The organism is Rubrivivax gelatinosus (assembly GCF_016583785.1).
GTDB lineage: Bacteria > Pseudomonadota > Gammaproteobacteria > Burkholderiales > Burkholderiaceae_C > Rubrivivax > Rubrivivax gelatinosus_B.
The window spans coordinates 1-25,419 of sequence record NZ_NRRU01000080.1; the positions used below are offsets into that span (position 1 = coordinate 1).

The following is a 25,419-nucleotide window of genomic DNA, read 5'->3' on the forward strand; positions in this document are numbered from 1 at the left end:
TCGACGTAGTCGTCGAAACGCAGGCTGGACTCGTCGCTGCCGGCGCCGTCGTCATCGTCGGCCACAGCGAAGGCGCGACGATCGGCCTGCTCGCCGCCTTGCGCGCGCCGGTGGCGGCCTACGTCTCGATCGCCGGGCCGGCGCAGCCGGCGGCCGCGGTGCTGCGGCGCCAGCTGGCCGGGCGGCTGCCGCCGGAGCTGGCGGCGCAGAGCGAGGCCGCGCTCGCCGCGCTCGAAGCCGGACGCCTGGCGACCGACGTTCCGCCGGCGCTGATGGCGCTGTACCGGCCCAGCGTGCAGCCCTACCTGATCTCGTGGTTCCGCCACACGCCGGCCGACTCGATCGCCCGGCTGCAGCGGCCCTGCCTCGTCGTCCAGGGCGACACCGACATTCAGGTCGGCCTGGCCGACGCCCAGGCGCTGAAAGCGGCGCAGCCGGCCTGCGAGCTGGCCGTGATCGCCGGCATGAACCACGTGCTGAAGGCGGTGCCGGCCGATCCGGCGCGCCAGATCGCGTCCTACGGCGACCCGACGCTGCCGCTGGCGGACGCACTTGCGCCGGCGCTGCTGCGTTTCGTCGCCGCCGCGACCGCGCCGCGGTGACACGAGCCGGCAGAATCGGCCGATGCCTTCGCGCCTTCGCATCAGCCCGCTGCGCCCGCAGCACCTGGCCGAACTCGGCGCCGTGCTGCGCCATCCCGCGGTCTACGAACACATCGGCGGCAGCGTGCCGTCCGAAGCCGAGTTCCGCATCGCTCTGGAATGGGCGCTCGCCGGGCCGCCGCCCGCCCGCGCCAGCGAACGCTGGTTCCACTACCTCGTGCGCCATGCCGACTCGCGCGTGATGCTGGGCCGGCTCGAAGCCACCGTCGTCGGCCACCTCGCCGAAGTCGCCTTCCTGTTCGCGCCTTCGGTCTGGGGCTGCGGCTACGCGAGCGAGGGTCTGGCCTGGCTGCACGAGGCGCTGCGCCAGGAAGCCGGCGATCTCGACTTCTGGGCCACCACGCTGCCGGCCAACCGCCGCTGCCAGGCGCTGCTGCGCCGCGCCGGCTACGAGCCGGTGCCGCCGGGCGTGGCGCCGGCGCTGCGCAGCTACGACGACGGCGACCTCGTCTTCCACCGCCGTGGCGGCTGACGCGATGTTCCACCACCTGTCCCTCGGGGTCGCCGACGTCGAACGCTCGGCGCGTTTCTACGACGCCGTGCTCGGCGTGCTCGGCCACACCCGGGTCTGGAGCGACATCCGCCCGGGCGAGACCGAGCAGGCCATCGGCTACGGCCCGGCCGGCGGCGGCGACCTGCTGGCGCTCAAGCAGGTCGCCCGGCCCGCCGCCGACATCCCCGGCCAGCACATCGCCTTCGGCGCCGCGACCCACGAGCGCGTCGCCGCCTTCCACGCCGCCGCCCTGGCGCACGGCGGCCGCGACAACGGCGCGCCAGGCTGGCGGCCCGATTACGGCGACGACTACTACGCCGCCTTCGTCGTCGACCCCGACGGCCATCGGCTGGAGGCGGTGTGCAAGGCGATCGACCGGTTGGCGCCGCAGCCCGCGCACGTCGCCGCCATCACCACCTTTGACGCACGCCACCTGGACGCGGCGCTGGCGCTGTGGCGCGACACGCCGGGCGTGGGTCTCAGCGACGCCGACCGGCCCGAGGCTTTGGCGGCTTTCGTGCGCCGTAATCCGGGGCTCAGCTTCGTCGCCTTCGACGGGCCGGCGCTCGTCGGCACCATCCTCTGCGGCCACGACGGCCGCCGCGGGCTGATCCACCACCTGACGGTGGCGGCGACGGCACGGCGGCGCGGCCTGGGGCGTGCGCTGCTGCACGCCGGGCTGCAGGCGCTCGCCACCGAAGGCATCGGCAAGTGCCATCTGCTGGTCTTCGCCGACAACGCCGAGGGGCAGGCGTTCTGGCGCAGGATGCAGGCGGTCGAGCGCCAGGAACTGAAGCTGCTGTCGATCGCCACCACCGCCCCGGCGGCGCCCGGCTGATCGCCATGCGCTGCCTCGTCCTCGGCACCAGCGGCGCCGGCAAGACCACCTTCGCCGCCGAGCTGGCGCGCCGGCGCGGCATCGGGCACATCGAACTCGACTCGCTGTACTGGCTGCCGGGCTGGAAGCCACGCGACCCGGACGACTTCCGCGAACGTGTCGCCCGGGCCGCAGCGGGCGAGTCCTGGGTCGCCGACGGCAACTACAGCGTCGCGCGCGGCGTGCTGTGGCCACGCGCGACCCACGTCGTCTGGCTGAACTACGGCCGCCACGTCGTCTGGTCGCGCATCCTGCGCCGCACCGTCGTGCGCGTGGCCGGCCGGCAGCCGCTGTGGGCCGGCAACCGCGAGAGCTTGCGCAAGGCCTTCCTGTCGCGCCAGAGCATCCTGCTGTGGTCGTTCAACACCTATGCGAAGAACCGCGTGAAGTACCGCGAGCTGCAGGCCGACCCGCGCTGGGCGCAGCTGCAGTGGCACGAGCTGCACACGCCGCGGCAGGCGCGCGAGTTCCTGCGCGAGCAGGGCTGCGCCGCGGTCCCGGGTTAGGCCTGCGCGCAACCGCACGAGGGAGAACATGCTGCACCACGTCGAGCTCTACGTCGGCGACCTGCAACGATCGACCGCTTTCTGGACCCCGCTGATGCAGCAGCTGGGCTGGAAGGTCGAACCCTGGTCCGGCGGCGTCAACTACCTGCACGGCGACAGCTACCTGTGTTTCCTGCAGGCGCCGGCCGAACACCTCGCCGCCGGCTACCACCGCCGCCGCATCGGCCTGAACCACCTCGCCTTCCACGCCCGCTCGCGTGAACAGGTCGACACGCTGCGCGACTGGGCCCGTGCCGCCGGCCATCCGCTGCTCTACGAGGACCGCTACCCCTATGCCGGCGGCCCCGGCTACTACGCGCTGTACTGCGAGGACCCGGACCGACTGAAGGTCGAGCTCGTCGCGCCGCACGAAGACGCGCTTGTGCCGTCCACGCTGCCACCCGCCGAACTGGACGCCGGCGCTGCGGTGAGGCTGCGCCGCGTGAGCGAGGCCGACGCCGCGGCGCTGTTCGCCGCCGCGAACGACGCCGAGGTCATGCGTTTCCTCGACTGGCCGCGGCCCGCCGGCCCCGAAGACGTCGCCCGGCACCTGCGCGACGCGGTGCGCCGCTGGGACGCGGGGCGCGAGTTCCAGTGGGCCATCGTCGAACGTGCCGGCGGCCGGGTCGTCGGCACGATCTCCTGCCGCCCGCGTGGCCACGAGGCCGACTTCGGCTATTTCGTCGGGCACCCGCACTGGGGCCGCGGCCTGGCTTTCGACGCCGCCGGCGCCGTGCTCGGCTGGCTGCGGACGCAGCCGGCGATGCACCGCATCTGGGCCACCGCCGACGCTGAGAACCGGCGCTCGCGCCGGCTGCTGGAGCGCCTGGGCCTGCAGCTCGAAGGCGTGATGCGCCAGGCCGCGCTGCGCCCCAACATCGGCGGCGGGCCGCGCGACAGCGCGCTCTACGCCTGGTGCCGCGGCGACGCCTGAGCGACGCCGCGCGGCGAGGTCCCCACGAACACGGGCCGAGGAGCCGCAGGCCGAGGCCGCCCGGCTATGCTCGGCCGCAGCCGAACTCAGCGCCCGCGCCGACCTCGATGGAACTGCGACGCCCCACCCTGGACCTGCTGCCCGGCTACAGCGCCGCGCTCGCCGCCGGCTGGTCGGCCGACACCGAGCGCGGCGCCGAGGCCGCGCAAGAGGAACTCGAGGCCATCCGGCGTGCTCCGGGCGCCTTCGTCGACAGCCTGGACGACCGCGAGGGCCGCGGCGCGCCGGTGGCGTTGCCCGACGGCAGCCGCGTCGCGCGCCTGCCGGGATTCAGGCTGTGGATGTGGGACGGCGAGTTCTGCGGCGTCATCGGCCTGCGCTGGCAGCGCGGCACGGCCGAGCTGCCGCCGCACTGCCTGGGCCACATCGGCTACGCCGTCGTGCCCTGGAAACGCCGCCTGGGCCACGCCACCGAGGCGCTGCGGCAGATGCTGCCGCAGGCCCGCGCCGTCGGCCTGCCCTGGGTCGAGATCACGACCGACCCCGACAACCTCGGTTCGCGGCGTGTCATCGAAGCCAATGGCGGCGGGCTCGTGGAACGCTTCACCAAACCGCCGCAGTTCGGCAGCAAACCCGGGCTGCGTTACCGCATCACCCTGGGCTGAAAAGCTGCCGGCGATGAACTTGCAAACCGTCGAGATCAAGGCCTTCGTGCCGGCGCGCGAGCTGCAGCGCTCGCTCGACTTCTACCGCGCGCTCGGCTTCGAGGTGCCGTGGTCGGACGGCGAACTGGCCTACCTGCACCATGGCGACTGCAGCTTCCTGCTGCAGGCTTTCGACGCGCCGGGCTTCGCCGCGAACTACCAGATGCACCTGCTGGTCGAGGACGTCGGCGCCTGGCATGCGATGGTGCTGGCCAGCGGCGTCGCCGAGCGGTTCGGCGTCGACGTCGGCACGCCCGAGGACAGGCCCTGGGCGATGCGCGACTTCACGCTGTTCGACCCGGGCGGCGTGCTCTGGCGCATCGCCCAGAATCTGCCGCGCCCGGCTGCAGCCTGAACGCGGCGGCGGCGCGCCATCGGTTAGCGTTGGTGCATGTCACGGTTCCGCCTGATCCCCGAAGTCCACCTCGTTCTCGTGCGCGCCGGCCGCATCCTGCTGCTGCAGCGCGCCAACACCGGCTACGCCGACGGCCAGTACAGCCTGGTCGCCGGCCACGTCGACGGTGGCGAGCCCGCACGCACGGCAATGGCGCGCGAAGCGCTGGAAGAAGCCGGCCTGGTGATCGCGCCCGAAGACCTGCGGCTGGTGCACCTGATCCACCGCCGCAGCGAGGAGGAGCGCATGTCGATGTTCTTCGCCGCCGAGCGCTGGCAGGGCGAGCCCGAGAACCGCGAGCCGCACAAGTGCAGCGAACTCGCCTGGTACCCGCTGGACGCCCTGCCGCAGGCGATGGTGCCCTACGTGCGCCACGCGCTCGCGTGTGTGGCGGCCGGCCAGACCTACTCCGAGTTCGGCTGGGACGAGGACGCCCCGGACGTCCGGCCGGCGGGCGGCGGCTAACCCGGCGCCAGCGGCTCGCCCAGCACCTGCACCACGCGCTCGACGAAGACGCCGGCACGCTCCGGGCCGGCGCAGCCGGCAATGCGTTCGGCGCAGCGTGCCATCCAGCGTTCGAACGAAGCCATGTCGTCGACCTCGCGCCAGTGTTCGCGCAGGTCGCCTTCGCGCCCGGCGAGCATGCGCGCCGCCAGGTCGATCGCGAACATGCGCGCCGCCGCCAGCCGGCGCTGGGCGGGCACCGGCTCGGCCGGCGCCGCGGCAACGGCCGCGCCTTCGGGCCGGTCGTCGAGCCAGCCGTCGGCGGCGCAGCGTGCGATCACGGCGGCGCCGTCCAGCCCCAGGCCCTGCGCCAGCGCAGCGAGTTCGGCCTCGTCGCGCCGGCCATCGACGGTGATCAGCCACATGCGCAGCGCCGGCGCCATCGGCGAGCGTTCGGCCAGCAGGCGCCGCGCCAGATCGGTCTTGCGCCAGCGCGGGCGTGCTCTGCGTTCCATCCCCGTCCCTGCACGGCCGGCGACACCAGCCCCTGGCGGCGCAGTATCGGCACCGATTCGTATCCGTTCGTGACAGGCGTGCGTCAGGCGGGGTCGGGCGTGATGCAGCGCAACATCGGCGGCGTCCGCTGCGCAGAATGCGCCATGCCCGCGCCACCGCCCGACACGCCCCACAGCGCCGGCGCACGCCGTGCGCTGCGCACGATCGCCGCCGTCGAAGCGGCCAAAGGGGTCGTCGTGCTGCTGGCCGCGACCGGGCTGCTGTCGCTGCTGCACGCCGACCTGGGCGCGCTGGCGGCCCGGCTGGTGCGCTACTCGCACCTGAACCCGGCTTCGCACTACCCGCAGATCCTGGTCGACGCCGCCTCGCACCTGCAGACGCCGCGCCTGCTGTGGCTGGCGGCCGGCGCGCTGGCCTATGCCGCGCTGCGCCTGGTCGAGGCCTGGGGCCTGTACCGGGAACGCGCCTGGGCCGAGTGGCTGGCGGCACTCGGCGGCGCCATCTACGTGCCGATCGAGCTGGCCGAGCTGCTGCACCGGACGACGCCGCTGGGGCTGGCGGTGCTCACGGTCAACCTCGCCGTCGTCGCGGTGATGGTGCAGGCGCTGCGCGCCCGCCGCGTGCGCCGCTGAAGACGACGCCGCGCAGCCGCGCCGCCGCCACGCTAGGCTCGCGCCCATGCAGGACCTGAACCGCCGCTCCTACGAAGCCATCGCCGCCGACTGGGATGACGCGCGCACGGCCTCGGGCGCCGCCGAAACCCGGCTGATCGAGCGGCTGCTCGAGGGCGTGGCGCCCGGCGCGCGTGTGCTCGACCTCGGCTGCGGCACAGGCCGCCCGGTGGCCCAGGCGCTGGCGGCACGCGGGCTGCGGATCACCGGCGTCGACCAGTGCGAGGCGATGCTGGCCCGGGCCAGGGCCCGGCTGCCGGGCCACGACTGGCTGCTGTCGCGGCTGGAGGACTTCGTGCCCGAGGGCGTCTTCGCCGCTGCCGTCGCCTGGGACTCGCTGTTCCACCTGCCACGCGCCGAACACGCGGGCGTCGTGCGCCGGGTGCGCGCGGGGCTGGCACCCGGCGGCGGCTTCCTGCTGACGGTCGGTGGCTCCGAGCACCCGGCCTTCACCGACACGATGTTCGGCCACCCGTTCTTCTACGACTCGCACCCGCCCGAGGCGGCGCGTGCGCTGCTCGCGGCCGAAGGTTTTGCCGTCGAACACGGCGAGTTCCTCAACCTGCCGACGCCCGGCCGCGACAAGGGCCGCTACGCGCTGCTCGCGCGCGCGGCCTGAGGCGTGCCCGGCCGGCCGGCACCCGCTATCCTGCGCGCCGCGGTCGCAGCCGCCGGAGCCGGTGGTCGGCACCGGGCTCGCGTTCGCCAACCCGACGCAACGCGATGAACCTCCTTCCTGCTGCCCGCGCCGCCGCGGCGCTTCTGCTGGCCGGCACGCTGGCCCTGCCCGCCGCCGCCGGCCCGGCGCTGGACGCCGTGTCGACCTGCATGGCCGACAACACCACCGGCAAGGAACGCAAGGACCTGACGCGCTGGATCTTCATCGCGATGGCCGCGCACCCGGGTATCGCCGACCTGGCCGCCGTCGGCCCGGGCGCGGCCGAGGACAGCCAGCGCCGCGTCGCCACGCTGGTGATGCAGCTGCTGACCGAACGCTGCGTCGACGAGGTGCGCGCGATGGTGCGCAGCGAAGGCCCGGACGCGATGGGCAAGGCCTTCGAGACCTTGGGCCGGGTCGCCTTCATGGAGCTGACGACCAACGCCGCGGTGACGCAGTCGCTGCAGGGTTTCGTGCCTTTCCTGGACCGCGAGCGATTCCAGCGCGCGCTGTCCGGGCGCTGAACCGATGCCGGCAACGCTGGCGCCGCGCACGCGGCGCATCGTTCAGGCGCTGCTCTACGAGGCCATCGCCATCGCCGTCGTCGGCCCGGTGCTGGCGCTGGCTTTCGACGAGCCGGCGGGGTCGTCCTTCGTGCTCGCGCTGCTGATGTCCTCGATCGCGCTGGCCTGGAACTACGGCTTCAACGCCGTCTTCGAGCGCTGGGAACAGCGCCGCGGCATCGTCGGCCGCCCCTGGCGCGTGCGCGCGCTGCACGGCCTGGGTTTCGAAGGCGGGCTGGCGCTGATCCTGGTGCCGGTGATGGCCTGGTGGCTGGACACCACGCTGTGGGCGGCGCTGCTCGCCGACCTGGCGCTGCTGCTCTTCTTCCTCGTCTACACGGTGCTCTTCACCTGGGCATTCGACCGCGTGTTCGGGCTGCCCGAATCGGCGCGAGGAGGCGCCGCTCGATGAACACCCCGGACGAATCTCCGCGTGTCGGCGTCGGCGTCATCGTCGTGCGCGCCGGGCGCGTGCTGCTCGGCCGGCGGCTGGGGGCCCACGGCGGCGGCACCTGGGCACCGCCCGGCGGCCACCTCGAGTTCGGCGAGACGCCCGAAGACTGCGCACGCCGCGAGCTGCTGGAAGAAACCGGCCTCGTCGCCGGCGAGGTGCTGGCCGCCACCTGGGTGAACAACGTCTTCCCCGACATCGGCCGCCACTACGTGACGCTGATCACCGTCGTGCCGGCGGCCGCGGGCGAGCCGCAGGCGATGGAGCCCGAGCGCTGCGCCGAGTGGCGCTGGTTCGAATGGGATGCCCTGCCGCAGCCGCTGTTCGCACCGGCGGCCAGCGTCTACGCCTCGGGCTGGCGGCCACCCGGGGCTTAGCATCGTGGCCCCGCCACCCGCGCGCCCGCTGTCATGCTGATCTACGCCAACCCCCGCCACGCCGGCCACTCGGGCCGCCAGGAGATGTACCGCGGCAGGCTCGTGCCCTGCCACGAGGTGCCGGCGCGGCTGGAGCACGTGCTGGCCGAACTGGCGCGCCGGCCGCTGGGCGAGATCCGTGAAGCGCCGCCGGTGGCGCGTGCGCTGCTGGAAGCGGTGCATGCACCGCGCTACCTGCGGTTCCTCGAGACCGCCTGGCAGCAGTGGGTGGCGCTGGACCCCGCCAACGCCGCACTCGACGCGCTGCCCTCGGTCTGGCCGGTGCGCGGTTTTCGCGCCGACCTGGAGCCGGCCAACTTCGCCGCCCGGCTGGGGCTGTATTCGTTCGACGCCGGCACGCCGCTGACCGAAGGAACCTGGGCCGCGGCCGAAGCCGGTGCCGCGTGCGCGGCGGCGGCAGCGTTTTCGCTGGCCGGCAGCGGCGCGCCGCGAGCCGCGGTGGCGCTGACACGCCCGCCCGGCCACCACGCCGGCGCCGACTTCTTCGGCGGCTACTGCTTCGTCAACAACGCCGCGGTCGCGGCGCAGGCGCTGCGCGAGCAGGGTGCGCGCCGCGTCGCCGTGCTCGACGTCGACTACCACCACGGCAACGGCACCCAGAGCCTGTTCTACGAACGCGCCGACGTGCTGACGCTGTCGATCCACGGCGACCCGCGCACCGAATACCCGTTCTACCTCGGCCACGCCGACGAGACCGGTGCCGGCGCCGGGCTCGGTTTCAACCTCAACCTGCCGCTGCCGGCCGGAACCGACTTCGCCCACTGGCGCGCGGCGCTGGCCACGGCGCTGGCGCGCATCGCCGCCTTCGCGCCCGACGCGCTCGTCGTCGCGCTCGGTGTCGACACCTACGAAGGCGACCCGATCTCGCGTTTCCGCCTCGCCAGCGGCGACTACCTGCAGCTCGGCGCCGACATCGCCGGCGCCGGGCTGCCGACGGTGTTCACGCTCGAAGGTGGCTACGCGGTCGCGGCGATGGGCACCAACGTCGTCAACGTGCTCGAAGGTTTCGAGGCCGCGGCGCGATGAACGCGCCGCCGTTTCTGTTCGCCACGCCGCGGCTGGCGGTACGCGCGCTCGCGGCCGACGAAGTGCCGGCGCTGCAGGCGCTGCTGGAGGCCAACGCCGACTTCTACCTGACGGTCGGCGGCCTGCCGCCCGGGCCGGACGAAGCCGCCGAACTCTTCGCCGAGCAGCCGCCGGATCACCTGGGCTGGACCCGGCACTGGGTCGCCGGCGCCTTCGAGCCCGACGGCCGCCTGGCGGGCGTGCTGCTGATCGTCGCCGACCTCGGCACCCCCGGCTGCTGGCACACCGCGCTCTTCCTGATCGACCAGCCGCTGCGCGGCAGCGGCGCCGCGGCGGAACTGCACGCGGCCTTCGAAGCCTGGGCCAGGCGTGAAGGCGCACGCTGGCTGCGCCTGGGTGTCGTCGTCGGCAACACCCGCGCCGAACGTTTCTGGCGCCGCTGCGGCTACACCGTGCTGCGCACCCGCCCTGTCGAGGCTGCCGACGGCAGCCTGCGCACGACGACGGCGATGCTCAAGTGCCTGGGCGAAGCCGGCGTCGCCGACTACCTGGAACGCGTGCCCCGCGACCAGCCGGGATCGACGCTGCCGTGATGCGCCTGCTCGGCGCCGCCGTCATCGAGGCCGTGCTCTGGGTCTGGGGCAAGATGCGCAATCGCGCCTGGCGCGACCTGGCCGGTCGCCACCACGAGTTCCGCCAGATCCCGATCGACATCGTCGAAGGCGACGGCGCCGAACGCTGGCTGCGGCTGGACCATGTGCGCCGCGTCGTGCCCGAGCTGCCGGCCTTTCCGTCGCTGCGCCACCGCCACCCTCGCGGCCTGCGCCGCGACGAGGACGACGAAGTCGAACGCATCGAGGCGCACACGCTGCGCACCGAAATCACCCGCGCGCAGGACCTGCGCACCCGCCGCTTCATCGTCTGGCTGGACCGCGTCGTCATCGACCCGGCCGAACGCCGCCAGCGCATGGGCCGCTGAAGGACCTTGATGAAACTGTTGCCCGCCACCGCCGCCGAACACGGCCGGCTCGCCGCGCTGATCGCGGCCTCGCACCGCGACGTCGCCGAACGTTTCGGCCTGAACGCCGACAACTGCCCGAACCACCCGTCGTCGTGCACGCCGCAGTGGCTGGCCGACGAAGCCGAACGCGGCCAGCGCTACCTGGTCGCACGCGTAGCCGGCGAGACCGTCGGCTGCGTCGCGGTCGACTTCCCGGCCGATGGCGAGAGCCTGCACCTGAACCGGCTGTCGGTGCTGCCGGCCTGGCGCCGGCGCGGCATCGGCGAGGCGCTGACCCGCGCCGTGCTCGAAGTCGCGGCGAACTACGGCACGCCCCGCGTCAGCATCGGCATCATTGCCGCGCACGCCGAGCTGGAGCACTGGTACGCGCGCCTGGGTTTCGTCGCCGGCGTGACGCGCCGCTTCGAGCACCAGCCGTTCGAGGTGCGATACATGGCCTGCGCGGTGCCGCAGGCGTCCACGCCCACGCTGTACGAGACCGCGCGCCTGCGCTGCCGGCGCTGGCGGCCCGAGGACGTGGTGGCGCTGCAGGCCGTCTACGGCGACGCCGACGCGATGCGCTGGGCCGGCGACGGCCGCGCGATCACGGCCGCCGAATGCGAGGCCTGGCGCCGCGTCACCGCAATCAACTACGCCACGCGCGGCCACGGCATGTTTGCGCTCGAGGCGCGCGACGGCAGCGGCGTCATCGGCTTCTGCGGCCTGGTGCACCCTGGCGGCCAGATTGAGCCGGAAGCGAAGTACGCACTCGCGCGCCAGCACTGGGGCCAGGGGCTGGCGAGCGAGGCGCTGCAAGGCCTGCTCGGCTGGGCCGCGGCGCGTGGGCTGGGCCCCGTCATCGCCACCGTCGCCGAACCCAACCATGCGTCGCGGCGCGTGCTCTCCAAGGCGGGGCTGCAGGAAGTCGCCCGCCGGGACGAGGACGACGGCGTGCCGACGCTGATCTACGCCGCAGCGCCCGGACAATCGCTCGCATGAGTGCTTTCATCGCCACCGAGATCCCCGGCTGCGTGCTGCGCCCCTGGCGTCACGGCGACGCCCCCGCGCTGGTGCGCCACGGCGACGACCGCCGCGTCTGGCGCAACCTGACCGAGCGTTTCCCGCATCCCTACACGGCGCAAGACGCCGACAGCTGGATCGACTACGCCGCCGAGCCCGGCCCCAGCCTGCACCTGGCGATCGACTGGCAGGGCGAGGCCGTCGGCGGCATCGGCCTGATCGCGCTCGAAGACCCGGTCGACCAACACACCGCCGACTTCGGTTACTGGCTGGGCCATGCCGTCTGGGGCCGTGGCCTGGCGACGGCCGCGGCGCGTGCACTCGCCGCGCACGCGCTGGCGCTGCCGCGCTGGCAGCGGCTGCAGGCGCGGGTCTATGCCTGGAACCCGGCGTCGATGCGGGTGCTGGAGAAGGCCGGTTTCGAACGCGAAGGCGTGCTGCGACGCAGCATCTGCAAGGACGGCGAACTCACCGACGCCGTGCTCTACGCCCGGCTGCGCGCCGGCTGACCCGGATGCCGGCGCCGGCCCGCGTGCTCGTCAGCGCCTGCCTGCTGGGCGAGGCGGTGCGCTGGGACGGCAGCCACAAACGGCTGGACGCGGCGGTGCTGCGCCAATGGCAGGCCGAGGGCCGCATCGTCGGCTTCTGCCCCGAGTGCGCCGCCGGCCTGCCGGTGCCGCGCCCGGCGGCCGAGATCGAAGCCGGCGCCGACGCCGCCGCCGTGCTGGCCGGCCGCGCCCGGGTCGTCACGCGCGACGGCACCGACCTGAGCGCCGCCTTCGTCGCCGGAGCCGAGGCCGCCTGGCAGGCCGCCCGTGACGCCGGCGCGGTCGCGGCGCTGCTGAAGGACGCCAGCCCGTCCTGCGGCAGCCGCTGCGTGCACGACGGCCGTTTCGCCGGGGCGACGGTGCCGGGCCGGGGTGTCGCCGCCGCGCGGCTGGCAGCCGCCGGGCTCGTGGTCTTCGCCGAGACCGAGATCGAGGCCGCGCAGCGCTGGCTTCAGGCGCACGACGCCGACTCTGCGGCGCCCGACTCGTAGCGCCGCGCAGCGGGCGGACAATCGCCGCATGGCGTTCGACTTCACCCGCTACCGCCGCATCGTCGTTCTCACCGGCGCCGGCATCTCGGCGGCCTCCGGGCTGCGCACCTTCCGCGGCCCGGGTGGTATCTGGGACGACGCCCAGGTCGCCGAATGTGGCCATGTCGCCACCTTGTGGGCCCGGCCGCAGCGCACCTGGGCGCTGTTCGGCGCGATGCGCGAACCGGTCGCCGCAGCACGGCCGAACGCCGGTCACCGGGCGCTGGCGCAGTTCGAGGCGAGGCTGCAGCCCGAGCAGGACTTCCTGCTGATCACGCAGAACATCGACGGCCTGCACCAGCAGGCCGGCAGCCGCCGCGTCGTCGAACTGCACGGCAACCTGCGCACCACCCGCTGCAGCGAAGAAGGCTGCACGCTGGAACCCTTCGCCGACGACGCCAGCTACGCCGCCGGCGTGCCGCGCTGCCGGCTCTGTGGCGGCGTGTTGCGGCCGGACATCGTGCTCTTCGGCGAGATGCTGCCGATGCAGGCGCTGAGCCACGTGCAGCAGGCGCTGCAGGACTGCGACCTCTTCATCGCCGTCGGCACCTCGGGCACCGTGACCCCGGCGGCCGAGTTCGTGCGCGCCGCGCGCTACGCCGGCGCCCACACCGTCTACCTCAACCTCGAGCCCATGCGCCCGCGCCACCCGGCTTTCGCCGAGGAGTTGCTCGGCCCGGCCGAGGAACTGCTGCCGCGCTGGCTGGGCACCGCCTGAGCGCGAGCGCATAGCGGCGCCTGGGCGCAGCCTCCGGCCTCGGCGCCCGGAGGCTGCGCGCTGCGCCGCGCTTTCGGGCACCCCGTCGGGCGCCGTGTCACCCCGGGCACGTCTCCCCCACGCACTCGTCAAGCGCTGCGGCGCATGACGCGGGGCAACGCGCCTTCGCATTGGAGCAACTCTGACTTGCGAAAGCGTGTTGACCCCGCGATGCAACAGGCATACGATGGCCTCGCCAATCGTTCCCAGCAGTACGATTTGCGAAATCGGCCTTAGCTGCTAACCAAATAGAGCTCGGCCTTCATTCATGAGGTGAAATGACATGCTGAAACTAATCGCCGCCTCGCGTAGACGGCCCGGCCTGACGAGAGCGGACTACCAACGCTATATCGAGTTCTATCACGGCACGCTTGCCCGGGAACATCGCTCGTCGCTCCGCACTTATATCCAGAACCACGTCATCGACAGCGCGTTCGGGACGCTGCAGGATTCGACGCACCAGCAGATCGCGGATCGCGACGCCGTCGTCGAACTGATGTTCGACACCTTCCCGGACATGATCAACGCGCTCGAACCGAAGGAACCGACGCCGGTGGGCCCGGACGGCCAGTTCTTCGCCGACGAATGCAACAGCATCACCGTCATGGCCGAAGAGGAAGAAATTCCGGTGGCCTGTCCGACGCCGTCGTTCAACGCCGGCCTGGCGGGACTTCAGAACCAGGGCGGGATGAAGGTCATGCATTTCGTCATGCGTGCCGACAGCATCTATCCCGAGGACTTCCAGAAGTACTGGCGCGAAGCCCACGACGAAACGCTGGAAAAGGCTCCGTACGCCAAGAGCCAGCTCCGCCGCTGCCAAGCCAACTGGCGTTTGCGTCTGAACGACAACGACGCCGCGGCGCGCAAGCACTTCAAGCAGGTGAACCCACCGATCTACAACCTGGTGTCCTGCCACTGGTACGACACGATGGAACAGGCAGGCGCCTTCCGCGAATACCACGAGGCACTGCAGAAGTCCTCGCGCAAGTTCGTCAACTGGTCGAAGTCGTTCTTCCTGATGACCAAGCAGATCGTCATCATCCGCGACACCGACGGTTATCGCCCGGCGGCCTGAGGGCCACTCAACGGAGTATCAAGAAATGGCAACCAGCGAAACTCTGCGGGAGCTCGCCGTGCAGCAGACCTACACGGAGTATCTCGCCCACACCAAGGTCAAGGCCTCGCTCCTCGAACTGACCAAGGAAGAACGCGCGCGGCCCTTCGCGAAATATCTCTTCGACGAGATCCCGCAGCCCGATCCCAAGGCCATGGCGGTGATGGACCAGCCCTGCGATCCCGACAAGGCACTGCTCCCCGAGGACATGAACCGCCTGCTCGACCCGGGCTACCTGGAGGTCGAGGCCGGCTGGTGCATCCTGCGCAACGGCGCGGGCTTCATCGCCAACAAGTCGGTGTACCCGGACGTCACCGCCGACATGATCGACTGGTGGTTCGCCTGGCACCCGCTGGAGGACCTGCGCTACCGCATCTGGTACCCGCCGCAGCACGCCGGGATCATGGTCAGCCCCGAGAACCGCAAGCGCCTGCTCGACGAGTCGATCCCGATGTCGCAGCGCAACTGGGGCGTCACGCACCACGTTACCGAGAACTGCAACTGCGGCATGGACAACGTGGACATCCACTTCAAGTCGCCCGAGGACTTCGGCTTCGACATGGCGCGCTGGAAGCGCCCGGCCGTCGCCACGGTGGCCTGCGGCCAGGGCTGGGCGGTGTCGGTGAACAAGACCGACGACAGCGTCACGGCGCCGGCGATGATGTGCCACATCTTCCGCGAGACGCCCCAGGGGCTGGAGCACCGCACCCGCTTCTGGATGGGCTACCGCCTCGTCGGCAAGCGCCCCGAACTGACGCTGCCGCCTGGCGTGCGCGTCCCGGCGGAAAGCGTGCAGGGCCTCGCACGACACAACGTGAGCGAGTTCACGCGCTACGCGCAGTTCCTTCCGAGAATCTACACGGAACTCGGCGGAAAAATGCTCGCTTGAGCCTCCTCGGGATATTCCGGCAGATCCTGCCGGAGATTCGAACAGGTCGTTAAGCGCCCCTTCTAGGGCAATTAACAGGCTGTGGAACGCTGCTGCGTTCCGCAGCCTTTTTTTTTGCCTCCTGCTCAGCTGCATATAACACCAATCGCCGCCTTCGAGCTTGCCGCCGCTCAAATTTCAAATGTCAACGCCTGACATTTAAAGCGCGATAGAGCGCCATTCGCGCAATATCGTACCCGCCAGAACGATACCTCTGCTTGGCGTCTTCTGCGACTCCCGAAGACCACCATCCGTTGGATCGGCAGATTTTCATTGGCGGCCTGCGCCACCTTTCAAATAGGTGCGGGCGCTTGCTCAGAAAGAGATCCATGAAATCGACCAGCGGGTATCTGGCGGCAGCGCCGGCACTGGCTGGAACCGCGGGAAAGAGCCGTCATCCAGCTTGCGAAAACCCACCGAGAACTATCGGCAAGCGCAGCAGGAGAACGGCGAAGCAGCCGAAAGATCGCCCGCCCGCAGCCCCGGAAACGGGGTCGAACAGCGACGACGGCATCAAAAAGCACGAAGCAAGAGGTAGATGATCATGAACGCCAGTATTCGACGCGCCGTCTTCGGCGTGACATTGACCGCGGTCGCAGCCGCAGCCCAGGCGGAGGGCGGCGGGAGCAAACCCTATCGCATGTTCGAGAACCCCGAGCCGCACACCGGCATTTCCTCCTCCGGTTTTGTCTGGCTGGGCTTCTCGACGAACAGCAACACCAGCCACGACTCCGCCACGGGGGCCAACAGCACCGGGCCGATGGTCGGCCCGGCAGACGAAGGATTGCAATTCAATCGTGTCCAATGGACGCTGGAACGGCGCCTGAAATCCAATCTCCTGTCGCGAATGGGCCCGATCCCCGGCCCGACCACGAAAGAATGGGATTGGGGCATGCGCATGGACATGGTCTATGGCCGTGACGGCATCCACACCCTGGTCAATGGATTCGATGCCGACTGGGGCATCAACCGCCCGCCGAGCGACGATCCGAACGGCAAGTCGCGCCAGAATTACCTCGGTTTCGCCAACCTTTACGCCCAGATCTACGCCCCCTACGGCGACGGCATGGTGCTGACGATCGGCCGCTTCATGACCGGTATCGGCCACCTCCTGCCGACCACTGGCGCCTACGACCCGAGCCAGTTCTACTCGCGGACCTATGCCTTCGCCTCGCAGCCGATCGAAGCCGTCGGCGCGCTCGCCTCGGCCAACGTGATGCGCGGCGAACACGGCATGGCCATCGCGGAACTCGGCGTCGTCAACGGCCGCGCCAACTGGCAGGACAACAACAACGACAAGAGCGTCATCGGCGCGCTGCGCTGGCGCAGCATGGACATGCGCTGGCGCGTCGACTACGGCTTCATGACCGGCGCCGAGCAGACCGAGCCCGGTTATCCGACGCAGATGCCGTTCCATCGCGTGAGTTCGCCGCGAGACCAGAACCGCCAGCACCACTCGCTGACGCTGCTCTACAACGCCAGCGAAGCGCTGGGCATGCACGTCGAGTACCTGCGCGGCCGCCAGGACGCCGACGGCAAGGCCGACACCGTCGACCTCTTCGACGGCCCGTACTACAAGGGCGGTGCCTATTACGGGGTCAATGCCGGCATGCGCTACCGCTTGTCGCCGCAGATGACCGCGGGCATTCGCGCCGAGGTCTTCAACGACACCCGGGGCATTGCGACCTTCCCCAACACGATGGCCCGTGGCCGCTTCCACGGCGTCACCACCGGCATCTCGTACACGCTGACACCGAACGTCGTACTGCGGCCGGAGCTCCGTTACGACTGGCAGACCGATCGCGGCGCCCTCAAGGCCTTCGGCGATCACACCAAGCAGCAGCAGACCACGCTGTCGGTCGACGCGCGGATCTACTTCTGACGCTGCCGCCGGCCCTGGCCGCCGCCTCCGGGCTTATCGCCCGGGCTGCGGCCGGGGAAGGCCGCCACGAGGCTGCCGATACAATTCCGCCGGAATGGAGCCTGGACGAAGTCGTCCACCACAGGCTCCGCCTCCGGCCCGGACGCCCATGCGCCGTCGCGGTGCCGGGTTCCGCCGTCAGGTTGTTCATGCGCGACGCCATGTCGCACGCCGGCGTCGCAGCGCGCATGGACTTCCCGAGACCGAGATGGAACCCTCCCCGCCGAAGAACGCCAGCCCACGACGAGCCCGTCGCCCGGGTCGGCCGACCGTCGCCGAGGCGGAACACAAGTCGGCGGAACTGCTGGAGATCGCGGCCGAGGTCTTCCTGGAGAACGGCTACCGCAACACCAAGATCTCCGACATCATCGCCCGGCTCGGCGGCTCCAAGGGCACGCTGTACGCGCGTTTTGCCACCAAGGGCGAGCTGTTCGGCGCGGTCATCGAGCACCAGATCGAGCAGGTGGAGCAGGTGTTCAGCAGCCAGCTGTCGGGCGGCGCCGGCCTGGTCGAAGTGATGACGGCCTTCGGACACACCTTGTTCGCCACGATGTACCACCCGCGCATGGGCGCCCTGTTCAGGACCCTGGTCGAGGAAGCCGCGGAGTTCCCCGAACTCGCGCTGAAGCTGCTGCGCTCCGGGCCGCTGCGCGCGACCTTTCTGCTGAAGAGCTACCTCGAGTCGCAACCGGGCTTCGACGCCACGCGGGCCGAAAACGCCGCCGACAGCTTCTGCTCGCTGTGTCTGGGCCTGCCGGTCATCAACTCGCTGCTGAACCCGACCGACCGGCCCAGCCCGGCCGAGGTCGCAGGCAAGGTGGCGATCGCGGTGGACACCATCCTCGCCGCCTACTGCCCCGAGCAGCGGCGTCCTGGCGCGCCCCCATCAGCCTGACGGAACTCAAAACCACGTCGCGAAATGCGCGGCGACACTGGCCTGGCGCCGTGCTCCCGGCTGGCGCCCCCGCGCATGGCCACCAAACGTTACCCGATCAACCCGCCGCACCCTGAACGCACCTGCTGGGGCTGCGACCGCTACTGCGCCGCCGACGAACTCGTCTGCGGCAACGGCTCCGAACGCACCCAGCACCCGGTCGAGTTCTTCGGCCCCGACTGGCACGACTGGGTGCCGCCGGGCAGCGAGACCGCAGCCGCCGACGAGCCCCCCGCGACCGAGCCCTGACGACGCGGAACGGCGCTTGCCGCCGGCTGACGATGGACCCCGGCAGCATCCGCATCGGCATCTCGGGCTGGCGCTACGCGCCCTGGCGCAGCGTCTTCTACCCGCCCGGGCTGGTGCAGCGCGAGGAACTGGCGTTCGCGTCGCGCCAGCTGCCGACGATCGGAATCAACGGCTCGTTCTACTCGCTGCAGTCGCCAGCTTCCTACTGCGCCTGGCGCGAGGCGACGCCGCCGGGTTTCGTCTTCGCGGTGAAGAGGCCGCGCTACCGGGGCGCAGCGAGAATCGCGCCGTCGGCGACCACGCCGCCCACACGGGAGAGCACGCGATGGAGACCGCCGCCTTCAGCCCGGTCCGGCGCCGCTGGCGCCAGGCCTTCGCCGCCGCCGGCCTGGCCGCGTTCGTGCTGCCCGCCGCGGCACTGGATGTCGCGCCGCTCTGGAACTTCGCCGACCCGCAGGCGAGCGAGCAGCGCTTTCGCGCCGCGCTCGAGACGGCGCAGGGCGACGACAGGCTGATCCTGCGCACCCAGATCGCGCGCACCCTGGGGCTGCGCGGCGACTTCGACGCCGCGCGCGCCGAGCTGGCGGCGATCGAGCCGGCGCTGGCCCGCGCCGGCGCCGAGGCACGGGTGCGCTGGCACCTCGAACGCGGCCGCACGCTGGCATCCCCCGTCCACGGCGAGGCGGCGCTGACGCCGCAGGCGCTGGACGGCGCGCGCGCCGACTACCTCGCCGCCGCCGCGCAGGCGCGCGCCGCCGGGCTCGACGAACTCGCGGTCGACGCGCTGCACATGATGGCTTTCGTCGACCGCGCCCCCGCCGACGCGCTGCGCTGGACGCAGCAGGCGCTGGACCTGGCGCTGGCTTCGCCGCGGCCCGCCGCACGCGCCTGGGAGGCTTCGCTGCGCAACAACCTCGGCCACTCGCTGCGCGAGCTCGGCCGCCACGACGAAGCCGTGGCGCAGTTCCGCGCCGCGCTCGCGCTGCGCCTGGCACGCGGCCAGCCGCAGCGTGTCGCCTCGGCGCGCATGGCGCTGGGCTGGGCGCTGCGCGAAGCCGGCCGGCTGGACGAGGCGCTGGCGATCCAGACCAGCCTCGACGCCGAGGCGCTGGCCGCCGGCCGGCCCGACGCCGACGTGCTCGAGGAACTGGAGGCGATCCACCTCGCGCGCGGCGACGCCGGTGCCGCAGCCGCGGTGGCGGCGCGCCGGCGTTTGCTGTCGCCTTGACGGCGCGGCACGTACGCGGCGGCGCATCGTCCTAGCATCGCCGCGCCGCGGCCTTTGCCGCGAACGGGAGTATTCATGTTCGACCACATCGGCATCGGCGTCCGCGACCTGGACGCCGGCACCGCCTTCTTCCTCGCGGCACTGGCGCCGCTGCGCATCGAGCTGGTGATGCGCGGCCCCGACGGCAGCGTCGGGCTGGGCCGCGACGGCAAACCGTCGCTCTGGCTGTCCCCGGCGAGCACGGCGCCGGCACCGCTGCACCTGGCCTTCGTCGCCGAGAGCCGGGAGCAGGTCGACGCCTTCCACGCCGCGGCGCTGGCCGCCGGTGCGCGTGACAACGGCGGCCCGGGGCTGCGGCCGCACTACCACCCGAACTACTACGCGGCCTTCGCCATCGGCCCCGACGGCCACAACGTCGAGGCGGTGATCCACCGCCCGGCCTGAGCGGCACCGCGGCCGGTCAGGCCAGGCGCGAACGCAGCGCCATCGCCGCCGCCGGGGCACGCTCCTTGGCGCCGGCGATGAAGAACAGATAGACGTCGCGCGCCGCAGAAGCCGGCGGTGGCGGCAGCACCCGCGGCAGGCCTTCGGGTTCGCCGCCGTCGCGCCAGGCGCGCGCGCAGGCGGCAAGCGCGTCCAATGCCGGCGCCGGCACGCCCTCGGGCTCGTCGGACTGCGTGCGCATCAGCCGGGCGTAGACGAAATCGCCGCTCGGGTCGGCAAACGACGGGTGTTCGTCGGAGTCGGTGAACACCGTCGCCAGGCCGAGCCGGCGTGCGAGCTCGACGTACTCGGCGCAGCGAAAGCTCTCGTGGCGCGGCTCGAGCACGTGGCGCAGCGGCCGGCCGCCGGCTTCGCGCGGCAGCGCCTGCACGAAGACCTGCACTTCTGCAGCGTCGAAACGTTTGTTCGGCGCCAGCTGCCACAGCAGCGGCCCGAGTTTGGCGCCGAGCTCGGCAATGCCGCTGGCGACGAAACGAGCGGCCGCCTCGCCGACCTCGCCCAGGTCGCGGCGGTAGGTCGCGAAACGCGGTGCCTTCAGCGCGAAGACGAAGCCCTCGGGCGTCTCGTCGCGCCAGGCGGCGAAGGTCGAGGGATGCTGCAGGCGGTAGAACGTGCCGTTGACCTCGATCGCATCCAGCCGCCGGCTGGCGTAGGCCAGCGCCTGCGCCGCCGGCAGGCCGGATGGGTAGAAGGTCTGGCGCCAGGGTTCGTAGACCCAGCCGCCGATGCCGACGCGGATGGTGGCGTTCATGTTTGTGCTCCTCGGCTCGCGGCGATACTCCGGCGATCTCCATGCCTGACCGTATCCCGATGATGCGTTGCCTGATGGCGGTCGCCGCCGCCGCGCTGCTGGGCGCCTGTGCCAGCTCCGAAGTCGGCCGCGCCGGCGAAGCCGCGACCGCGCCGCTGCACGACCTGAACGTCGTGCGCGCCAAGATCCCCGAGGTGCTGCGAGCCGCACACAAGGCGCCGTACCGGCTGCCGGAGGCGGCCGGCTGCGAAGCCACGGCGGCCGAGATCGCCGCCCTGGACGAGGCGCTCGGCCCCGACCTGGACGCCCCGCCCGGCGCCGAACGCGGCCTGATCGAACGCGGCAGCGACGCCGCGGGCGACGCCGCCATCGGCGCCGTGCGCCGCACCGCCGAAGACGTGATCCCGTTCCGAGGCTGGGTGCGCAAGCTCACCGGTGCCGAGCGCCATTCGCGCGACGTCGCCGCCGCCGTCACCGCCGGTGCCGCGCGCCGCGCTTTCCTGAAGGGCTGGCGCCTGGCCTCGTCCTGCCCGGCCGCCGGCAGCATCAGCGCGAGCGCAGCTCAGAGGCCGTAGCCCGGGTCGCGGGCGCGCTTCTCGGCGATGTCGCGCACCAGGAAATGCAGCGCGCGGCGCCAGGACTCGTCGCGGTTGCCGCGCATGTCGGCCGACTTCGCCAGCACCAGGCGCCCGGTGTCGACGTCGCGGATCTGCAGGTTGACGTTGAGGATCAGCTCGCTGACCTTCTGCACCCAGGCCGTCATCACGAGCCGGGCGCCGAGCGCACGGCCGACCTGGTCGGCGCAGTCGTCGCAGCGGTAGAGGTACTCCTGCTGCGAACGCAGGCGCTCGACCAGCGCCGCCGCCGGCGCGCTGTCGACGACGCGGTAGACGCCGGCGTCGGCCAGTTCGCGGCGCAGCTGCACGCCGGCTTCGGCGAGACGGCGCTGCTGGTCGGCCAGCGTCGCCGGGTTGTGGTGTTCGTCGACGATCTCGACGTCGAGCACGACGAGGGCCGGCGCCGCGGGCGGCGCCGGCGACGCGCTTGCGGCCACGGCCAGCAGCGCGGCGGCGGCCCAGGACAGGAGCAGGTGGTGCATCGGCTGGGGGTGGTGGGTCTCGCCCCATCATCCGGCGGCCCCGGAGCCGGCACCACTGGCGTTGACCCGCGACTGCGTCGCGTGATTCCTGTCAGACGGATTCGGACAGCGCAGGCCGCGCCGCCCCGACTGTGCCCGCCTTCGCGCGCTCCCTACAGTCGCCGCTTGGGGAAACACCCCCGCCATCCAACGCGGCATGAACGATGTCCTGACGCCGGCCCCGCCGGCTGCTATCGGGGAGATGTACCAGCACCTGTGGGCGCACGCGCACGGGGCCCGCGCCCGCCTGGTCACGGCGCTGGCGATGCTCTCCGGCTCGCAGCTGCTGAAGCTGGGCATGCCCTGGCTCGCGGCCAAGGCGATCGACACGCTGCAGACGCAGGGCCGCGCCGGGCTGAGCGAAGCCGGGCTCTGGATCGCCGCGATCCTGGGCCTGAGCCTGCTGATCTGGCTGCTGCACGGCCCGGCGCGCGTGATGGAGCGTTCGGTCGCGGTGCGTGTGCGCCGCAGCGTCGCGGCGGCGATGTACACGCGCCTGGTGCACGCACCGCTGGCCTGGCACGACCGCCACCATTCGGGCGACCTGCAGCACCGCGTCGCGATGAGCGCGACCGCGCTCTGCGACTTCACCCAGAACCAGTTCATCTACCTGCAGAACATCATCAACGTCGCCGGGCCGCTGGCGGCACTGTGGCTGCTGTCGCACCAGACCGGGATGCTGGCGATCGTCGGCTTCGTCACCATCGGCGCCGTGATCCTGCGTTTCGACCGCGCGCTGATGCGCCTGGCCACCGCCGAGAACCTGGCCGAGCGGCGCTACGCGGCGCGGCTGCTGGACTTCGTCGGCAACATCTCGGCGCTGGCCAGCCTGCGCCTGCAGCAGGCGACCGAACGCCTGCTGGACACGCGGCTGGCCGCGGTCTTCGTGCCGCTGCAGCGCGCCATCGTGCTGACCGAGTGGAAGTGGTGCGCGGTCGACCTGTTCGGCCTGGCGCTGAGCTGGGGCCTGGTCGTCGCCTACGCGCTGACGAGCGCGGCCCCGGCGGCAGGCGGCGTGATGCTGATCGGCAGCCTGTTCATGGTCTATCAGTACGCGCAGCAGGCCTCGGGCGTGCTCGGCTCGATCGCCGCCAACTACCAGAACCTGGCGCGCATGCGCACCCACTTCGCCAGCGGCGCGCTGGTGCGCGAGGCGCCGCAGCCGGCCGCGCCCGGCCCGGCGCCGGACGGCCGCTGGCAGACGATCACGCTGCAGGGCCTGGCCTATCGCCACGAGAGCAAGGACCGCGGCGGCCTGCACGGCGCGACGCTGACGCTGCGCCGCGGCGAACGCATCGCGCTCGTCGGGCCCAGCGGCTCGGGCAAGAGCACGCTGCTGCGGGTGCTCGCCGGGCTCTACGCCGCGCAGGGCGGGCGTGTCGCCGTCGACGGCACCGAGATGCCGGGCCGGCGCCACCTGGCCGAACTGGCGACGCTGATCCCGCAGGAGGCCGAGGTCTTCGAGGCGACGATGCACGAGAACATCACGCTCGGCGCCGAGGTCGCACCCGCGGCGCTGGCGCAGGCGGTGCATGCGAGCGTGCTCGACGGCGTGCTGCAGACGCTGCCGCGCGGGCTGCAGACGCCGATGTCCGAACGCGGCTTCAACCTGTCGGGCGGCCAGCGCCAGCGGCTGGCGCTGGCGCGCGGCGTGCTGGCGGCGCAGTCCAGTTCGCTGCTGCTGCTGGACGAACCGACGAGCGCGCTCGACGCGCTGACCGAGCAGCGCGTCTACCAGCGCCTGGCGGCGGCCTTCCCCGGCGCCTGCATCGTCGCCGCGGTGCACCGCATGTCGCTGCTGGCGCAGTTCGAGCGCGTGGTGTTCATGGTCGGCGGCGGTGTCGTCGACGTCGGCACCGTCGTCGAGTTGCGCGCGCGCCAGCCGCTGTTCGCGGCGATGCTGATGGGCAGCGAACACGTCGCGCCGGTGGCCTCGCCCGCCGCTTGACCCGCATCAACGCGACGCGCCGGCCGCGCTGCATCCTCGGGCCCGGGCCTTGCCCTGGGATGCACACGATGGAAGACCGCCACGATCTGCAACGTTTCGTCGACGCACAGGACGCCGTCATGGACCGCGTGCTGGCCGAGATCACGAGCGGCCGCAAGACGACGCACTGGATGTGGTTCGTCTTCCCGCAGCTGGCCAGCCTGGGGCGCAGCTCGATGGCGCGCCTGTACGGCCTGCACGGCCGCGAGGAAGCGCTGGCCTACTGGCAGCACCCGGTGCTCGGTGCGCGCCTGCGCCAGTGCTGCGAGGCGCTGCTGGCAGCACCCGGCGGGAAGTCGGCGCTGCAGATCTTCGGCAGCCCGGACGACCTGAAGCTGCGTTCGTCGCTGACGCTGTTCGGCGCGGTCGTGCCCGAAGAGCCGCTGTTCGATCGACTGCTCCAGCGCTTCTATGAGGGCCACCGCGACCCGCTGACGCTCGAGCAGCTCTGAAGCGGGGCGAGCAGAACCCCAGCAGCCTGCGACGGGGCAACAGCTTCCGCGCGGTAGGTCCCTCTCAGCCGCCCTCGCCCGCCGCGGCGCGCAGCCAGGCGAAGGACACCGGGCGGCCGGGCTAAGGTCGGCGAGCAAGCCGACGCCGCGCTACCAGGGCAGCGGCGCCGCCTCGCCGTTGCCGTGCTCGCCGTAGTAGAGCGAAGGCAGGAAACGCGACAGATAGCTGAACTCCGTGTAGCAATGGCGCAGCAGGCCCAGGCCGAGGGCGTCAGGCAGCTCGGTGGCGGGGTCGGCGCAGGAGCGGCCCAGCAGGAAGCGGCTGCGCAGCACGCAGCCAAAGGGCGTGTCGCGCGCCAGGTGCACCATCTCGCCGTCCTGCGGGTCGCCCTGGGCGTCGAGCTGCACGTGATCGCCAAAGCCGATGCGCGCATAGACGGCGGCCGAAGCGCGCTTCTCGGCAAACGCCAGCTCCAGTTGCGCCGGGTCGAACAACTCGCGTGGCTCGTGGAACTTGAGCCGCGCCGCCACCGGCGGGATGTCGGCCAGGGACTCCACGGCCTCGATGGACGCGCCGATGTAGCGCTCGCCCTTCTTCCAGTGCGCGTCCCAGCCGCGGTGCTCGAGGTGGTCGTGCGGGTGCCACCAGTTGATGTGCTGCGTGGTCTCGAAGAACTTGAACCACCAGTCCAGCATGCGGCCGCTGCAGCCGTGCATGTCGGTGCGGCAGGCCACCACCAGGCAGCCGCTGGGCAGGCGGCAGATGCCCGTCTCCAGCCGCAGCGGCGTGATCTGCAGCAGTTCGTCGATGCGCGAGATGTCGGGTTCGAAGGCGTTGTCGTTCATGGTCTTCCTGGGTCGGGGGCTATGAGGAAGCGCCATCCTACATTAAAGAAACGTGAGACGTTTCTTAAAAGTCGGATAATCTCCTCCGCTCCTGACAACAAGAAGTCCATGCCCGCAGACCTCACGCCCCCGCCTGC

At 71.9% G+C, this 25,419-nt stretch carries 34 protein-coding genes and 1 pseudogene; 31 read left to right on the forward strand and 4 right to left on the reverse strand.

The features are described 5' to 3' along the window. From CKO43_RS18620 to CKO43_RS18655, 8 genes are all read left to right on the forward strand, one after another. On the forward strand, positions 1 to 602 hold a 602-nt coding region (locus tag CKO43_RS18620), incomplete at its 5' end, for an alpha/beta fold hydrolase (protein WP_200379535.1). A 22-nt stretch (positions 603 to 624) separates the two neighbouring features. Beyond that, the gene (locus CKO43_RS18625) at positions 625 to 1,134 is read left to right on the forward strand and encodes a GNAT family N-acetyltransferase (RefSeq protein WP_200379536.1); all 510 of its coding nucleotides are present in this window, start codon (positions 625 to 627) and stop codon (positions 1,132 to 1,134) included. After that, positions 1,124 to 1,993 (forward strand): GNAT family N-acetyltransferase, encoded by an 870-nt coding sequence (locus tag CKO43_RS26440; RefSeq protein ID WP_431191965.1) that lies wholly within the window; start codon positions 1,124 to 1,126, stop codon positions 1,991 to 1,993. The genes CKO43_RS18625 and CKO43_RS26440 overlap by 11 nt, the downstream gene beginning before the upstream one ends. Before the next feature lie 5 nt (positions 1,994 to 1,998). Continuing rightward, entirely contained in the window at positions 1,999 to 2,538 is a 540-nt protein-coding gene (locus CKO43_RS18635) for a P-loop NTPase family protein (RefSeq protein ID WP_200379537.1), read from the forward strand. Positions 2,539 to 2,566: 28 nt separating this feature from the next. After that, entirely contained in the window at positions 2,567 to 3,511 is a 945-nt protein-coding gene (locus tag CKO43_RS18640) for a GNAT family N-acetyltransferase (RefSeq protein ID WP_200379538.1), read from the forward strand. 107 nt (positions 3,512 to 3,618) lie between these two features. Further along, positions 3,619 to 4,176, forward strand: coding sequence for a GNAT family N-acetyltransferase (locus CKO43_RS18645; RefSeq protein WP_200379539.1), 558 nt, complete (start codon positions 3,619 to 3,621; stop codon positions 4,174 to 4,176). A gap of 13 nt (positions 4,177 to 4,189) precedes the next feature. Next, the gene (locus tag CKO43_RS18650; RefSeq protein WP_200379540.1) at positions 4,190 to 4,570 is read left to right on the forward strand and encodes a VOC family protein; all 381 of its coding nucleotides are present in this window, start codon (positions 4,190 to 4,192) and stop codon (positions 4,568 to 4,570) included. Positions 4,571 to 4,606: 36 nt separating this feature from the next. After that, complete coding sequence (locus tag CKO43_RS18655; protein WP_200379541.1) at positions 4,607 to 5,074, forward strand: NUDIX hydrolase; 468 nt, start codon at positions 4,607 to 4,609, stop codon at positions 5,072 to 5,074. On the opposite strand, the gene CKO43_RS18660 is transcribed toward CKO43_RS18655, so the two are convergent. Further along, on the reverse strand, positions 5,071 to 5,568 hold the full coding sequence (locus CKO43_RS18660) for a hypothetical protein (RefSeq protein WP_200379542.1): 498 nt from the start codon (positions 5,566 to 5,568) through the stop codon (positions 5,071 to 5,073). The genes CKO43_RS18655 and CKO43_RS18660 overlap by 4 nt on opposite strands. Before the next feature lie 144 nt (positions 5,569 to 5,712). Between CKO43_RS18660 and CKO43_RS18665 the strand changes: the two genes are divergently transcribed. From CKO43_RS18665 to CKO43_RS18760, 20 genes and pseudogenes are all read left to right on the forward strand, one after another. Beyond that, positions 5,713 to 6,201 (forward strand): DUF2127 domain-containing protein, encoded by a 489-nt coding sequence (locus tag CKO43_RS18665; RefSeq protein ID WP_200379543.1) that lies wholly within the window; start codon positions 5,713 to 5,715, stop codon positions 6,199 to 6,201. A gap of 46 nt (positions 6,202 to 6,247) precedes the next feature. Beyond that, positions 6,248 to 6,859, forward strand: coding sequence for a class I SAM-dependent methyltransferase (locus CKO43_RS18670; RefSeq protein WP_200379544.1), 612 nt, complete (start codon positions 6,248 to 6,250; stop codon positions 6,857 to 6,859). Between the two features lie 104 nt (positions 6,860 to 6,963). Continuing rightward, positions 6,964 to 7,422, forward strand: coding sequence for a hypothetical protein (locus CKO43_RS18675; RefSeq protein ID WP_200230456.1), 459 nt, complete (start codon positions 6,964 to 6,966; stop codon positions 7,420 to 7,422). Positions 7,423 to 7,426: 4 nt separating this feature from the next. Beyond that, positions 7,427 to 7,873 carry a PACE efflux transporter gene (locus CKO43_RS18680; RefSeq protein ID WP_200230457.1) on the forward strand — a complete coding sequence of 149 codons (447 nt, stop codon included), beginning with the start codon at positions 7,427 to 7,429 and terminating at the stop codon, positions 7,871 to 7,873. Beyond that, positions 7,870 to 8,289, forward strand: coding sequence for a nucleotide triphosphate diphosphatase NUDT15 (locus CKO43_RS18685; protein WP_200379545.1), 420 nt, complete (start codon positions 7,870 to 7,872; stop codon positions 8,287 to 8,289). Before CKO43_RS18680 ends, CKO43_RS18685 begins: the two co-directional genes overlap by 4 nt. A gap of 33 nt (positions 8,290 to 8,322) precedes the next feature. Next, positions 8,323 to 9,375: a histone deacetylase family protein gene (locus tag CKO43_RS18690; protein ID WP_200379546.1), complete on the forward strand. Its 1,053-nt coding sequence runs from the start codon at positions 8,323 to 8,325 to the stop codon at positions 9,373 to 9,375. Beyond that, positions 9,372 to 9,968, forward strand: a complete 597-nt coding sequence (locus CKO43_RS18695; protein ID WP_200379547.1) for a GNAT family N-acetyltransferase — start codon at positions 9,372 to 9,374, stop codon at positions 9,966 to 9,968. The genes CKO43_RS18690 and CKO43_RS18695 overlap by 4 nt, the downstream gene beginning before the upstream one ends. Beyond that, the gene (locus CKO43_RS18700) at positions 9,968 to 10,354 is read left to right on the forward strand and encodes a hypothetical protein (protein ID WP_200230462.1); all 387 of its coding nucleotides are present in this window, start codon (positions 9,968 to 9,970) and stop codon (positions 10,352 to 10,354) included. Before CKO43_RS18695 ends, CKO43_RS18700 begins: the two co-directional genes overlap by 1 nt. A 9-nt stretch (positions 10,355 to 10,363) precedes the next feature. Then, positions 10,364 to 11,374, forward strand: coding sequence for a GNAT family N-acetyltransferase (locus CKO43_RS18705; protein ID WP_200230463.1), 1,011 nt, complete (start codon positions 10,364 to 10,366; stop codon positions 11,372 to 11,374). Further along, entirely contained in the window at positions 11,371 to 11,904 is a 534-nt protein-coding gene (locus CKO43_RS18710; protein ID WP_200379548.1) for a GNAT family N-acetyltransferase, read from the forward strand. Before CKO43_RS18705 ends, CKO43_RS18710 begins: the two co-directional genes overlap by 4 nt. 5 nt (positions 11,905 to 11,909) lie before the next feature. Continuing rightward, positions 11,910 to 12,434, forward strand: coding sequence for a DUF523 domain-containing protein (locus CKO43_RS18715; RefSeq protein WP_200379549.1), 525 nt, complete (start codon positions 11,910 to 11,912; stop codon positions 12,432 to 12,434). A gap of 28 nt (positions 12,435 to 12,462) precedes the next feature. Continuing rightward, on the forward strand, positions 12,463 to 13,191 hold the full coding sequence (locus tag CKO43_RS18720) for an SIR2 family NAD-dependent protein deacylase (protein ID WP_200379550.1): 729 nt from the start codon (positions 12,463 to 12,465) through the stop codon (positions 13,189 to 13,191). A 322-nt stretch (positions 13,192 to 13,513) separates the two neighbouring features. Continuing rightward, positions 13,514 to 14,305, forward strand: coding sequence for an EthD domain-containing protein (locus CKO43_RS18725; RefSeq protein ID WP_200379551.1), 792 nt, complete (start codon positions 13,514 to 13,516; stop codon positions 14,303 to 14,305). Positions 14,306 to 14,330: 25 nt separating this feature from the next. Further along, positions 14,331 to 15,233 (forward strand): DAPG hydrolase family protein, encoded by a 903-nt coding sequence (locus tag CKO43_RS18730; protein WP_200230470.1) that lies wholly within the window; start codon positions 14,331 to 14,333, stop codon positions 15,231 to 15,233. A 577-nt stretch (positions 15,234 to 15,810) separates the two neighbouring features. After that, complete coding sequence (locus tag CKO43_RS18735) at positions 15,811 to 17,154, forward strand: outer membrane beta-barrel protein (protein WP_200230471.1); 1,344 nt, start codon at positions 15,811 to 15,813, stop codon at positions 17,152 to 17,154. Between the two features lie 247 nt (positions 17,155 to 17,401). Beyond that, the gene (locus CKO43_RS18740) at positions 17,402 to 18,088 is read left to right on the forward strand and encodes a TetR/AcrR family transcriptional regulator (protein ID WP_200230472.1); all 687 of its coding nucleotides are present in this window, start codon (positions 17,402 to 17,404) and stop codon (positions 18,086 to 18,088) included. 75 nt (positions 18,089 to 18,163) lie between these two features. Beyond that, entirely contained in the window at positions 18,164 to 18,376 is a 213-nt protein-coding gene (locus CKO43_RS18745) for a DUF3079 domain-containing protein (protein WP_200379552.1), read from the forward strand. A 32-nt stretch (positions 18,377 to 18,408) separates the two neighbouring features. Beyond that, positions 18,409 to 18,642 (forward strand): annotated as a pseudogene (locus tag CKO43_RS25890) (DUF72 domain-containing protein); the annotation flags it as partial. Between the two features lie 59 nt (positions 18,643 to 18,701). Beyond that, positions 18,702 to 19,604 (forward strand): tetratricopeptide repeat protein, encoded by a 903-nt coding sequence (locus CKO43_RS25895; protein WP_242478037.1) that lies wholly within the window; start codon positions 18,702 to 18,704, stop codon positions 19,602 to 19,604. Between the two features lie 75 nt (positions 19,605 to 19,679). Then, positions 19,680 to 20,048, forward strand: a complete 369-nt coding sequence (locus CKO43_RS18760) for a VOC family protein (RefSeq protein ID WP_200230475.1) — start codon at positions 19,680 to 19,682, stop codon at positions 20,046 to 20,048. A gap of 16 nt (positions 20,049 to 20,064) precedes the next feature. Here CKO43_RS18760 and CKO43_RS18765 read toward each other — a convergent pair whose 3' ends face one another. Beyond that, the gene (locus CKO43_RS18765; protein ID WP_200379553.1) at positions 20,065 to 20,859 is read right to left on the reverse strand and encodes a DUF72 domain-containing protein; all 795 of its coding nucleotides are present in this window, start codon (positions 20,857 to 20,859) and stop codon (positions 20,065 to 20,067) included. A gap of 41 nt (positions 20,860 to 20,900) precedes the next feature. Here CKO43_RS18765 and CKO43_RS18770 point away from each other — a divergent pair, with 41 nt between their 5' ends. Further along, positions 20,901 to 21,434 carry a hypothetical protein gene (locus CKO43_RS18770; RefSeq protein WP_242481235.1) on the forward strand — a complete coding sequence of 178 codons (534 nt, stop codon included), beginning with the start codon at positions 20,901 to 20,903 and terminating at the stop codon, positions 21,432 to 21,434. Here the strand turns inward: CKO43_RS18770 and CKO43_RS18775 are convergent. Further along, positions 21,422 to 21,958 (reverse strand): DUF3280 domain-containing protein, encoded by a 537-nt coding sequence (locus CKO43_RS18775; RefSeq protein ID WP_200379554.1) that lies wholly within the window; start codon positions 21,956 to 21,958, stop codon positions 21,422 to 21,424. The genes CKO43_RS18770 and CKO43_RS18775 overlap by 13 nt on opposite strands. A gap of 196 nt (positions 21,959 to 22,154) precedes the next feature. Between CKO43_RS18775 and CKO43_RS18780 the strand changes: the two genes are divergently transcribed. Both CKO43_RS18780 and CKO43_RS18785 read left to right on the forward strand, forming a co-directional pair. Continuing rightward, positions 22,155 to 23,945: an ATP-binding cassette domain-containing protein gene (locus CKO43_RS18780; protein WP_207185124.1), complete on the forward strand. Its 1,791-nt coding sequence runs from the start codon at positions 22,155 to 22,157 to the stop codon at positions 23,943 to 23,945. A 68-nt stretch (positions 23,946 to 24,013) separates the two neighbouring features. Then, positions 24,014 to 24,436, forward strand: coding sequence for a DUF1810 domain-containing protein (locus tag CKO43_RS18785; RefSeq protein ID WP_200230482.1), 423 nt, complete (start codon positions 24,014 to 24,016; stop codon positions 24,434 to 24,436). Between the two features lie 150 nt (positions 24,437 to 24,586). Here the strand turns inward: CKO43_RS18785 and CKO43_RS18790 are convergent, their stop codons facing one another. Continuing rightward, positions 24,587 to 25,282: a DAPG hydrolase family protein gene (locus CKO43_RS18790; RefSeq protein WP_200379555.1), complete on the reverse strand. Its 696-nt coding sequence runs from the start codon at positions 25,280 to 25,282 to the stop codon at positions 24,587 to 24,589. Between the last annotated feature and the right edge of the window lie 137 nt (positions 25,283 to 25,419).